Origin of the sequence: Psychromonas sp. Urea-02u-13 (assembly GCF_002835995.1) — a bacterium.
Classification (GTDB): Bacteria; Pseudomonadota; Gammaproteobacteria; order Enterobacterales; family Psychromonadaceae; genus Psychromonas.
Genome location: NZ_PJBZ01000069.1, coordinates 83,508 through 95,825, shown reverse-complemented (window position 1 = coordinate 95,825; position 12,318 = coordinate 83,508). Strand labels below are relative to the sequence as shown.

The following is a 12,318-nucleotide window of genomic DNA, read 5'->3' as shown; positions in this document are numbered from 1 at the left end:
TACTGGATAAAATAAGCTAGTTCACCTCAACTAGTAAAGCTTTTGATGGAATCAATTTAAATGGCCTCAACCCTTCTTATCATCGATGCGATGAATTTAATTCGTCGTATCTATGCAATCCAAGAAAAACAACATGCCGATATTAAAAAAGCACTTGAGATAACGACGCATACCGCCTGTAATGCCCTACAGAAATTAATTTATCTTCATCATCCGACACATGTTATCTGTGTTTTTGATAGTCATGCTCCCAGCTGGCGCCATCAAATTTATGCGCAATATAAACACGGAAGAAAACCAATTCCCCCAGCGTTAAAAGCGCACTTAGAAAACATACAAGACAGTTTTTTTGATATTGGCATTGAATCTCTGGTTACCGAAACAGATGAAGCCGATGATCTCATTGCGACGCTTGCCACTAAGATGGCCAAAAATAACCAGAAATCTATTATCGTTTCTACCGATAAAGGCTTTTATCAGCTTCTTAATAAGCAAATACTTATCTATGACTATTTTCAAAATAGTTATACCGATGAAGGGCGCGTCTTAAATAAGATGAGTTTACCGGTTGAGAAATTAACCGATTTTTGGGCGATAACTGGCATTTCGAGTAGCGCGATTAAAGGCGTTGATGGGGTCGGAGAAAAAGGGGCATTAGCACTCTTACACGATTACAACACGTTGCAAGGTATCTTTGATAGCCCGATTAATGAAAAAGATAAACGCCTAAGTAAAGTTAAAAATAATGAACAAGAAGCACGACTTGCAAAAACATTGGTGACCTTAAAAAGTGATATTCCATTAGGTTTCAACTTGCAGGATTTACGCTACCAAAAGACATCTTAAAAAAACCATCTAAAACTGATATTTTTAAATGGCTTACTATCAAATTTTAAGTAATATGTGATTATGTCATGAAATTAATACAATCCAATGGAGTACATCACTTGAACAAAATAATAATGATTAGTGTAGCCGCTGCAGTCGGCGCTGGTGCATACGTCTACAATCAAAATAACGCGACCAACGGCTACAACGTACTTGATTACGTTCCTGCCGATACGCCTATTTTTGCAGCTCAGCTTGAACCTTTTCCTTTAAGAGATTACATCGCTTCAGCCCCTAAAATGGTTGACCCTAGCGATCAGCAAAGCATTGATGATTTATTTGACCCCGCTCATCCGGGTGCTAATTTTGTATTAAGTTTAATGAAAATCTACCAATCAAGCTTATCCGACGCAGACCTGATGGTGAAAACCTTTGGTTTGTCTGATGAAGTACGCGCTTATTTTTACACATTAGGTTTATTACCCGTGTTTAAAATTGAAGTGGCGAACGAAAAAGCGATTTGGGATTTACTGGATAAAGCAGAACTTGAAAATAATTTCCCGCATAAAGCAGGCACTCTAAAAGAACTTACCTACCGTAGTTACCCTATCTCTGATGAGAGTGATGCCGTTAATGCAGAACTTATTGTTGCGATTGATAATGGCTTATTAACCATTACTTTTAACAGTAGCTATAGTGATGATGCTTTATTAGGTATGGCCTTAGGTTTAGATAAAGCAGAAAAATCACTAGCAGATGCAGCGATTATCGATGAAACCATCAAGCAATATAACTTCACAAAAGCGAGCCTTGCTTTTATCAACCATATTGAACTGATTAAAGGCTTAACAACCACCGATGGCAATCAGCTTGCGAAACAAATTACTGCCCTTGAAGCTAAATCGGGCAATGATTCAGGCCTTGCACAAATTCGTAATGAGCAATGTGCTACCGAGTTAAGCGACATTGCCCAAAACTGGCCTCGTACTGTTGCCGGTTATACTCAACTTGATATCTCACCTGAAGCATCGAGCATTTCAGGCACTATGATTATCGAAAGTAAAAACAAAGCAATTCTAGGTGCGCTGTCAGCGATACGTGGCTTTATACCAAGTTATGTTGATGATATCGAAAACAATGTTTTTGCTACTGGCTTAGGCTTAGATGTTAACCAAATTGGTAATACACTCAATAGTATTTGGAGCGACTTACAAACGCCTAACTATACGTGTCAGCCACTTGCTGAAATACAAGCAACAATCAAGCAATCAGGCGATTCTATCGGTATGGTTGGCATGAGCGCTAGCATGGCAAATGGTCTTAAAGGCGTCAGCCTTGGGTTACTTGATTACACTATCTCAACGATTGATAAATCACCTAAACTAGATAGCTTAGATGCACTGTTTACTATTTCAGCAGAGCAACCAGAGCAGTTATTTAACTCTGTTAAAATGTTCCTACCTGAGCTTCAACAGACACAATTAACGACCGATGGGGACGCCATTGATCTTAATACAATTGTGCCTATTCCAAGTGAATTGAATATTTCACCAAAGTTAGCGATTAAAGGTAAACATTTAGTTATCTATAATGGCGAAAAAGGTGAGAAAGCAGCAGCTAAACTATCAACTGAAGCGCTTACTAAAAATGGTCTATACAGTTTCGGATTTGACTTTAAGAAGATAGTAACGCCAATTATTACTGCGACAGAGCTTGCCGGAGAAGAAATCCCAGAAGAGATGATGTTCTTAACTGAATATGATGCACGTATGACAATGAGCATTGATACGACTGAGCAAGGGTTAATCTTCAAATCTAGCATCAATAATAGAGCACCCAAATAACCTAATATAGACGCGATTGTCTCATCATAAACATGAACCTATGATGAGCACTTAAAGTCTAGCGTTTATCGTTTATCAGGTTAGAGAAACAAAAAAGGGATTAGTTGCTTAGCAACTAATCCCTTTTTATCTTAAAGCACTACAAAGCGTTAAGTCTCAGCTTGTTGCACTTTTTTTAGTGCTTCTTTCTCTAACTCTTCTTTCTCATTTGTTTCTACTTGCTCTAACCATAGGCCGTTAATAATGCCTAATGAACAGGCTAATAAAATGCCTAAAATCCACGCAAAATACCACATAATATAATCCTTAATTAATATGCTGAATGTCTATATTTATCTAAGAATGACTTTCCGATTCGACCAAACATCTTGAAGTATGCCCAACTTGTATAAAGTAAAATCAACGGTAAGAAGATCATCGCGGTTATCGTCATAATATTAAGTGTCACTTCACTCGAAGTCGCATCCCATACCGTGAAGCTATGGCTTGGATCAAGGCTTGATGGCAAGATGAATGGAAACATACTAATACCACAAGTTAGCAATACACCAAACTGCGCAATACTGCTTGATATAAATGCAAAGGCACTGCGATTAAATATACTCGCCAATAGTGCTAGCAATGGAAATAACAATCCAACAATCGGTGCCAACATAGTCAGTGGATATAACTCATAGTTAGCGAGCCATGCACCCGGTTGTATCTCTACCGTTTTGAGTAATGGATTAGAAGGTCCCGCTACGTCAATAGCAGAGGTAATAACATAACCATCAATACCACTCGCAAGCCATAGACCCGCTACTGCAAATAAAAGTACTGCAATAGGTGCAACAATCATTGTCACTAATCGAGCACGAGCACGTACTTCACCTTCTGTTTTCATTTGTAACCAAGTAGAGCCTTGCAATACAAATAAACACAAGCTAAACACACCGACCAATAGTGAAAATGGATTCAATAAATCCAAGAAACCACCTTGATAATTTGCACGTAAAAACTCATCTAGAACAAATGGCACACCTTGTAAAATATTACCAAAAGCGACACCAAAGATAATCGGTGGTACAGTGCTACCGGTAAAAATAGCCCAATCCCAGCTCGTTCTCCAACGAGGATCTTCTATTTTACTGCGATAATCAAAACCAACAGGACGGAAGAAAAGTGCAAATAGGGTTAACATCATTGCCACATAAAAACCCGAAAATGCAGTTGCATAGACAGCAGGCCAAGCAGCAAAAATAGCACCAGCGGCTAATACTAACCAAACCTGATTACCTTCCCAATGTGGCGCAATACTATTAATCATCATACGGCGTTCATCATCGCTTTTACCAATAATAGGGATTAATGTGCCAACCCCCATATCAAAGCCGTCTGTAATGACAAAACCAATCAGCAAGACACTGATCAAGACCCACCAAATTAACTTTAACGTTTCGTAATCAAACATTATTTGCTCTCCTGTTTCACTTCAAGCTGTGGCTCAATTTGATTTTCAAGTTGTTCAAAATGGTATTTACCCGTTTTTAAACTACTTGGACCTAAACGTGCAAATTTAAACATCAGGAACAATTCAATCACTAGTAACACAGTGTAAAAAGACGCAATGGAAATAATACTAAACCATACCTGCTCAACAGAGACTGAAGAGATGCCCATATGCGTAGGTAATATCTCTGCAATTGCCCATGGCTGACGACCATATTCTGCAACAAACCACCCAGCTTCTATGGCTATCCACGGCAATGGCAAACTATATAAGCAGATTTTCAAGAAGGTTTTATTACTGCCAATTTTATTACACGCCGACTGATAAAATGCGAATAAGAAAATAAACAACATCGCGATACCCGATCCCACCATGATTCTAAATGACCAGAACATCGGCGCGACACGTGGAATACTGTCATCAACGGCCATTTGAATCTGTTGTTCGGTCGCGTCAATCACATCAGGCGCATACCTTTTCACTAATAAACCGTAACCCAGGTCAACTTTGATCTCTTCAAAGGCTTTTATATTCTCAGGTGTTTCATCACCCGCACGCAGTTTTTCCAGTAAACCATAGGCTATCATGCCACTACGAATGCGCACTTCATGCACATCCATTAATTCTTTTAGACCTTTCACTTCTTTGTCTAATGAACGTGTCGCAATAATACCCAGTGCATAAGGAATGCGAACAGCATAATCAGTACGTTGCTCTTCTTGATTAGGAATACCAATCATCGTAAAGGCAGCCGGCGCAGGGTGTGTTTCCCATTCAGATTCAATGGCTGCTAATTTGGCTTTTTGCACGTCACCTACTTCATAGCCACTTTCATCACCAAGTAAAATAGTACATAAGATACCCGCTGTACCAAAGGCGGCTGCAATCGCAAAAGAGCGCTTAGCAAACGCCATATCTCGGCCTTTAAGCAGATAATAAGAGCTAATGGCTAAAACAAACATCGCACCAGCCACATAACCCGATGCAACCGTATGAACAAATTTCACCTGTGCAACAGGGTTAAATACCACTTCTGCAAAGCTGGTCATTTCCATACGCATCGTTTCATAGTTAAATTCAGCGCCAACCGGATTTTGCATCCACGCATTAGCCACTAAAATCCACAATGCAGACATACTCGAACCGAGTGCCACTAAGAAGGTCGCCGCTAAATGCTGTAATTTACTTAATCTATCCCAACCGAAGAAGAATAAACCCACAAAGGTAGACTCTAAAAAGAAAGCCATCATGCCTTCAATCGCTAAAGGCGCACCAAATACATCACCCACGTAATGTGAGTAATAAGCCCAGTTAGTGCCAAATTGGAATTCCATGGTTAACCCCGTGGTTACCCCTAACGCAAAGTTAATTGCAAAGAGTTTTCCCCAGAATTTAGTCATGTCCTTGTAGACTTCTTTTTTGGTCATCACATACAGTGATTCCATAATAAGTAAAATCCAAGCAAGGCCGAGTGTTAATGGTACAAACAAAAAGTGGTACATCGCTGTCATGGCAAACTGGAATCGTGACAGATCAACTAGATCGTCCATTTTTTTCTCCTAAGAATTATTATGTTGAATCTTTGATTACTAAGAATGGCGAAACCGCTAGGGAATCACTCGAAAGCAAAAAACTTCCCTTGCGCATTACGCCACTTTATTTTTATGTAATCAAACGTGCCTTAGTCTAAGGCAGTATCACGACAATAAATGTTAAACAAATGTTAAACATTCGCAATTTAACAAATAAACTTTAACACTCCTTTAACATCAATCACTTACAATACATAAGGACTACTTTATACGGAGCAAATTGATTTAGATCAACAGATATTTTCAGTGTGTTTTGTGAATTTGTTCATATCTATAACAACTTTAATTAACTATTTTCAATGCATTCCACTTAATATTCAGTTACTTAGTGCTATGCATTGATACCTTATAATCCATCAATTTATTCCTCATCTATAATTAGTCTTATTCATAAATGCTAAGGGTCTGTTGTTATGAAAAATTTCATTCTGATTATTTTTATCGCCTTTAATATTAACCTCAGCGTTGCCAGCGAAGCCCCTGCTTTACATTTTGCACTATTAACACCAGGTGAAGCCGGCGATGCATTTTGGTCCCTAAATGAAGACTTTGCTTTTGCAGTAGCCAAAGACCTCGGTTTTAAGCTCACTGTTTTTCATGGTAAAAGTTCTAAAAAACATATGCTCATTAACCTACAAAAAGCAGCCGATCTTGGCGTTGATGCGGTTATCTTTAGTAATACAGAAGCGGTTGCAGCACAATTCATCGCTAAAGCAGAAGCCTTACAGTTACCGACATTATTATTTAATGCTGATATTGGCACAGAACAAAGCCCAAATATCAGCGATCCACAGCAACATTTTAAATATTGGTTAGCAAGCTTAATGCCCGATGATTACCAGGCGGGTTACTTACTTGCTAAATCACTAATTAAGCAAGCTAAGCTAAAAAGTTTAACCAATGAGCAAGGTATCATTGAAGTAGTCGCCATTAATGGGTCAATCGGTAACGGCCCTTCTACTCAGCGTTTAGCCGGCTTACAGGCAGCGGTTCAGGAGGAAGAAGGCAGTAAAATAGTACAAGTTGTCTATGCAGAGTGGGAGCAAGAAAAAGCGATTTATCAAACCAAACGACTCAATCAACGCTATCCCCAAGCGAAGGTTTTTTGGGCAGCCAGTGATTTAATGGCAATTGGCGTATATCTGGCGCTCGAAGAGCAAGGCTTACAACAGGGAAAAGACTATTTAACCGGTGGCATAGATTGGACAACACAGGGCTTAGATGCGCTAGAAAAAGACATTATCAGTACTTCTGTTGGTGGGCATTTTATGGATGCTGGCTGGGCGACCATTATTCTTTATGATTATTTCAAAGGTTTTACTTTTTCTGATAGCCACTTAAATCAATCTCTATCTCAATATCAATATCAATCTCAGTTTATGGTGATCACACAGAGTAACGTTAAAGCGTTATTAGAGCAGCTTAATAAAAAAAATTGGGCGGATATCAACTTCCGTCATTATTCTAAATTCCATAATAAGCAACTTAACCGCTACTTATTAAACCCTAAATTAATACTAAAGATTGATCGCTAACATAGGCAGTGAAAAAGACCGAGCAAACAATAGAAGCACAAATCGCCCTATTGTCAGCTAATCTCATTAACGCTAGTTAATCAGGTTTATCAGGTTTATCAGGCTTATCAAAACCAAAATGCAGGTAGGTTCTATCAGTTGCGATTCTACCGCGTGGGGTGCGCTGTAAAAAACCCTGTTGAATAAGATAAGGCTCTAATACATCTTCAATGGTTTCTTTCTCTTCACCAATCGCAGCAGCTAAATTGTCTAAGCCCACAGGGCCACCTTGGAAAGTATCTAAAATCGCCATCAACAATTTTCTGTCCATATAATCAAAGCCTTGATTATCGACTTCGAGCATATCAAGTGCTTGTTTAGCCACGTTAGCATCAATCACATCTGCTTTTTTTACTTGCGCATAATCACGCACACGGCGTAATAAACGATTAGCAATACGCGGTGTTCCACGCGAACGTTTAGCGACTTCAATGGCACCCGATTCATCTAAATCAAGGTTAAAATGTTTACTGCTACGTAATACAATTTTAGTCAAAGGCTTTAATTCGTAAAACTCAAGACGTTGCACAATACCAAAACGATCTCGCAGAGGAGACGTTAATGAGCCGGCACGTGTGGTTGCACCAATCAGCGTAAAAGGCGGTAAATCTAATTTAATAGAGCGTGCTGCAGGGCCTTCGCCAATCATGATATCTAACTGATAATCTTCCATTGCCGGATAAAGAATCTCTTCAACAATTGGGCTTAAGCGATGGATTTCATCGATAAAAAGCACATCATTTTCTTCGAGATTAGTTAATAAAGCAGCAAGGTCACCCGCTTTTTCTAAAATAGGCCCAGAAGTAGTTTTAATATTAACGTCTAATTCATTCGCAACGATGTGTGATAACGTCGTTTTACCCAGCCCAGGCGGGCCAAATATAAGTAAATGATCTAACGCTTCATTACGCTGCCTTGCCGCCTCAATGAAGATCTCCATCTGTTTATTAACTTGTGGTTGCCCTTCATAATCAGCCAATAATTTAGGCCTAATCGCGCGGTCAACAAAGCTATCATCTGTTTTTTGACTACCTGATATAAGGCGATCTTCTTCAATCATTTTGTTACCTAATTAGAAACGGTTTAATACGTTAATGCTGTTTATAACATGCTTTTCAGTGAGCTTCGGATTAATGCTTCACAATCCATACCCGCTTGGTAAACCTGTTTAATCGATTTTTCTGCACTTGCTGGTTTATAACCGAGGGCCACTAATGCACTGATCGCTTCATCTTGTGCATTACCGCTAATCACTGAATTACTTAATCCATTTTCGAAGGCCATTTTATCTGACTCAGGCGTCAATAAATCTGCACCCACCCAGTTTTTCAGTCTATCTTTCATTTCAACCACTAAACGCTCTGCGGTTTTTTTACCAACACCCGGTAATTTAACTAAACTGCCCACGGCATCGTTATGAATACATTGCACAAACTGGTTTGCAGACATGCCAGATAAAATAGCTAATGCTAATTTAGGGCCTACACCGTTCACTTTAATTAACTCACGGAACATTGCACGTTCGTGTTTATCAGCAAAACCATATAATAGCTGTGCATCTTCACGCACCACAAAATGGGTGTAGATAATCGCTTCTTCGCCGATTTCAGGTAATGGATAAAAAGAGCTCATTGGTAACTGGATTTCGTAACCCACGCCAGACACATCTAACAATACTTCTGGAGGCTGTTTTTCTAATAAAATACCGCGCAATCTTCCAATCATCTTTTTATCCTAGTGATCATTTAATGTGAATAATAAACCGTAAATGCTCAGGATTAAGCTATTAATGCTTAGTTCAAGGCGGAAAAGCGCAGTTTGCTCCTGCAAATGAGTATTTTCCAACGTAGAAGTCAGTATTAATAGCGACAGCCTGAGTAGTTACCCTAGAAGTATAAAAAACGACTGAGTATATATCCAGTATTATTTAAGTTTTTGTTGGATCTGCTTCTCAAAAGCAAACAGTACGATGCCTGACCAGATGAACATAAAAGTAATGGTTTTATCTAAACTTAACGGCTCACCATAAAAAACCACCGCAAATACAAACAGTAATGAAGGCGCTAAATATTGAAAGAAACCCAAAGTTGATAGTTTCAAACGTAATGCAGCTTGGCCAAAAAAGATAAGTGGTAACGCTGTTGCCACACCTGCAAACATTAACCAAAAGTTTAATGACAAACTGTTATCCAACATATTTGCATATTCACTGTCGGCAATTGCAAAGAGATAATAAAGTGCAATAGGCATAGCCAGTAAGGTTTCGATGAACAGCCCGGGTAAGGCTTCTACCTTTATTTTTTTACGTAATAACGCATAAAAAGCAAAACTAATCGGCAAAACTAATGAAACCCAAGGTAAAGCGCCTAACACCAATATTTGTACTAGCACACCTATAAAGGCAAGCCCTACGGCGAACCATTTAATTCGACTCAGCGATTCATTTAAAAAAATCAGGCCTAATAACACGTTAATAATTGGATTGATAAAATAACCTAAGCTCGCCTCTAACATGCGCTCATTATTAATCGCCCAAATAAAGACCATCCAATTACAACTAATTAATAACGTGGTTACTAGCAGTAACAATAATTTTTTTGGGGTTTTGCAGATTTTCCACACACTAGGCCAAGCAGATAACACACTGATAATAATCCCGGTCACAAATACAGACCAGATAACACGATGCGCGAGAATCTCTTTCACCGGCACAAACTCTAAATATTTGAAGTAGATGGGAGCAAATCCCCACATCAAATAGGCGCCAAGCGCGTAAAAAACACCTAAGTGCAGGTCAGAAAGTTGCTTCATTAGTTAGGTTTCCTAGCGGTGAATAAAAGGGTCAGAGAACAAATACAATAATAATAATGAAAGACTAAAAGGTGGTTATTAACGTAATCGTCCACGGACTGTTTTTTTCACTTTACCTGCCATCGCCACCAGCGACTGAGCAGTATGTGCATGACAAATAGCGACGGCAAGTCCATCGGCGGCATCCGCTTGTGGCTTACCAGACAGTTTTAATATTTGCATCACCATCAGCTGTACTTGTTCTTTTGTGGCAGCACCCGTTCCAACGACGGCTTGTTTTATTTGCCTTGCAGAATATTCACACACGTAAAGGTCTGCTTGTGTAGCAGCGACTATGGCAGCGCCACGTGCTTGCCCAAGTTTCAGTGCTGAATCTGGGTTTTTAGCCATAAAGACTTGTTCAATACCAAACTCAGTGGGTTGATATTGTTTAATGATTTCGCTGACCCCGTTAAAAATCATATTTAACTTAGGTGCTAACGTATCACCTTTGGTGCGAATACAGCCACTGGCAATATAAAAACATTTACTGCCCTTTTGTTCTATGACGCCGTAACCGGTGATCCGGGACCCGGGGTCAATACCAAGAATAATACTCACAATGCACCTAAAAGATTATCGAAAAACCAGCGTTACACTGTACTTCTTGTCGCCCTATAGCGCGACCGTTATTTGTGATTTCAGGTAATTAGCTTGTACATGATTTTTTAGTGCCGTTAACAGCTGTGGCCAAACGATTTCATCCATCACTGTTAACATCTCTTCAGAAACAAGATTATCTTGTGTCATCAATAAACGTGTTACTTGATGATTCACCACCTGCAGTTGATAACAAATCGTGACATAACTTTCAGCGCACTGCTGGGTGCCATGATTATCACTCCAATAGCGATATTGGTAACACACATTAGGCACTAGTTTCTCTATGACTCCATAATCTGTAAACGGCAGCCCATTTATTTCCCCCTTATATTCAACGCTTTCTCCTACACGCCATTTTGATATGACCAGCTTAATCGGGAAATAGAGTGGAATTTGTTCACTGCGAGTGAGTGCTTGATAAATAGCATGCGCGGGGGCATTAATAACGATGCTCTGTTTGATGGATAATTTTTGCAAAAAACGTTCCTTGCTAGTAAGTTGCCTATTTGCACTTATTCGTTGGGATACTTCAGAGACCACTGTGCACGTAACGTATCCATTATCTCAAGCACGGCTACTGTTTGTTGATGTGATACAAGCGGGCTTTCAATTAACCCTTGCTGTAAACACTGATTCACATGGGCAGCTTCGATAAAATAGGCATTTTCATTAGGCGCATAATTTATTTCTTCAACCACCCCTCCCTGATGATTTTTTAAGATTATTTTCTGCCCAGACCAACTAAAGTCAGGCAACTCTGCAATCAACTTAGTGCCATAAATAACAGCATGACAGGGTAAAAAACTCACCACAGAGCTTTGACATTGTACTAACGTGCTTGTTTCATATTCAGAGCGCTGTTTATCATCATTTTCAACAGTATATTTAAGGTTGACGATTGATTGCTGATCAACACCTGTCACTGCTTTTTCGACTTCGCTAGACACAGAACAAGGAGACGTTTTTAACAATAACTGCGCTAAAACCAACGGATAAATCCCAACATCTAACAACGCTCCACCAGCAAGATCAGGGTTAAATACTCGACTAGATAAATCAGCTTCAGCTTGAAATCCCATGCCCGCCTGGATGCGTTTAATTTTGCCAAGATCGCCTTTTGCTATTAAGGTTTGCACGGCTTGTATAGCCGGTAACAAAGGTGTGATCATCGCTTCCATTAAAAATAACTGCTTTTGCTGCGCAAGTTGAATTAACTGTGTTGATTGCTGCGCATTTAAGGTCATCGGCTTTTCACACAACACGGCTTTACCTGCATTTAAGCAAGCAAGTGCCTGTGAAAAATGCAATTGATGGGGAGAAGCAATATAGACAATGTCAGCATCGCACTGTTCGACAAGCGCAGAATCAGTCTCGTAAACGGTATTGATATTGAATTGTTGTGCAAAGGATTTTGCAGAATCAATATGTCGTGATGCAATAGCAACGACGCTACTCTGTGGCTGTTTATTCAGCTCTGTAACAAACTGCTTAGCAATATTACCCGCACCAATAATGGCCCATTTAATCTCTTTCATCTT

General features: G+C 39.4%; 12 protein-coding genes. 3 read left to right on the top strand and 9 right to left on the bottom strand.

The window, feature by feature from the left end:
- Positions 1–60: 60 nt before the first annotated feature.
- Positions 61–846, top strand: coding sequence for a flap endonuclease Xni (gene xni / locus CXF74_RS13530; protein ID WP_101083048.1), 786 nt, complete (start codon positions 61–63; stop codon positions 844–846).
- Between the two features lie 101 nt (positions 847–947).
- A complete protein-coding gene (locus CXF74_RS13525) occupies positions 948–2,672 on the top strand; it encodes a hypothetical protein (protein ID WP_101083046.1) in 1,725 nt (574 codons plus the stop codon).
- A gap of 149 nt (positions 2,673–2,821) precedes the next feature.
- On the opposite strand, the gene cydX is transcribed toward CXF74_RS13525, so the two are convergent.
- Genes cydX through CXF74_RS13510 form a run of 3 tightly spaced genes read right to left on the bottom strand, consistent with a single transcriptional unit; the run spans position 2,822 to position 5,711 of the window.
- The gene (gene cydX, locus CXF74_RS13520) at positions 2,822–2,968 is read right to left on the bottom strand and encodes a cytochrome bd-I oxidase subunit CydX (RefSeq protein ID WP_101083044.1); all 147 of its coding nucleotides are present in this window, start codon (positions 2,966–2,968) and stop codon (positions 2,822–2,824) included.
- 14 nt (positions 2,969–2,982) lie between these two features.
- Positions 2,983–4,122: a cytochrome d ubiquinol oxidase subunit II gene (gene cydB, locus CXF74_RS13515; RefSeq protein WP_101083042.1), complete on the bottom strand. Its 1,140-nt coding sequence runs from the start codon at positions 4,120–4,122 to the stop codon at positions 2,983–2,985.
- A complete protein-coding gene (locus CXF74_RS13510) occupies positions 4,122–5,711 on the bottom strand; it encodes a cytochrome ubiquinol oxidase subunit I (RefSeq protein WP_101083040.1) in 1,590 nt (529 codons plus the stop codon). Before CXF74_RS13510 ends, cydB begins: the two co-directional genes overlap by 1 nt.
- Before the next feature lie 455 nt (positions 5,712–6,166).
- Here CXF74_RS13510 and CXF74_RS13505 point away from each other — a divergent pair, with 455 nt between their 5' ends.
- Positions 6,167–7,288: an ABC transporter substrate-binding protein gene (locus CXF74_RS13505; protein ID WP_101083038.1), complete on the top strand. Its 1,122-nt coding sequence runs from the start codon at positions 6,167–6,169 to the stop codon at positions 7,286–7,288.
- A gap of 76 nt (positions 7,289–7,364) precedes the next feature.
- Here CXF74_RS13505 and ruvB read toward each other — a convergent pair whose 3' ends face one another.
- The 6 genes from ruvB to CXF74_RS13475 all read right to left on the bottom strand — a co-directional run bounded on the left by ruvB (position 7,365) and on the right by CXF74_RS13475 (position 12,315).
- Positions 7,365–8,387 (bottom strand): Holliday junction branch migration DNA helicase RuvB, encoded by a 1,023-nt coding sequence (ruvB, locus tag CXF74_RS13500; RefSeq protein ID WP_101083037.1) that lies wholly within the window; start codon positions 8,385–8,387, stop codon positions 7,365–7,367.
- A gap of 41 nt (positions 8,388–8,428) precedes the next feature.
- Positions 8,429–9,052 carry a Holliday junction branch migration protein RuvA gene (gene ruvA / locus CXF74_RS13495; protein ID WP_101083035.1) on the bottom strand — a complete coding sequence of 208 codons (624 nt, stop codon included), beginning with the start codon at positions 9,050–9,052 and terminating at the stop codon, positions 8,429–8,431.
- Positions 9,053–9,250: 198 nt separating this feature from the next.
- Positions 9,251–10,138 carry an EamA family transporter RarD gene (gene rarD / locus CXF74_RS13490; protein WP_101083033.1) on the bottom strand — a complete coding sequence of 296 codons (888 nt, stop codon included), beginning with the start codon at positions 10,136–10,138 and terminating at the stop codon, positions 9,251–9,253.
- Between the two features lie 78 nt (positions 10,139–10,216).
- The gene (gene ruvC, locus CXF74_RS13485) at positions 10,217–10,738 is read right to left on the bottom strand and encodes a crossover junction endodeoxyribonuclease RuvC (RefSeq protein ID WP_101083031.1); all 522 of its coding nucleotides are present in this window, start codon (positions 10,736–10,738) and stop codon (positions 10,217–10,219) included.
- 54 nt (positions 10,739–10,792) lie between these two features.
- Positions 10,793–11,257: an SRPBCC family protein gene (locus CXF74_RS13480; protein WP_157822405.1), complete on the bottom strand. Its 465-nt coding sequence runs from the start codon at positions 11,255–11,257 to the stop codon at positions 10,793–10,795.
- 35 nt (positions 11,258–11,292) lie between these two features.
- Complete coding sequence (locus CXF74_RS13475) at positions 11,293–12,315, bottom strand: Gfo/Idh/MocA family protein (RefSeq protein ID WP_157822404.1); 1,023 nt, start codon at positions 12,313–12,315, stop codon at positions 11,293–11,295.
- Between the last annotated feature and the right edge of the window lie 3 nt (positions 12,316–12,318).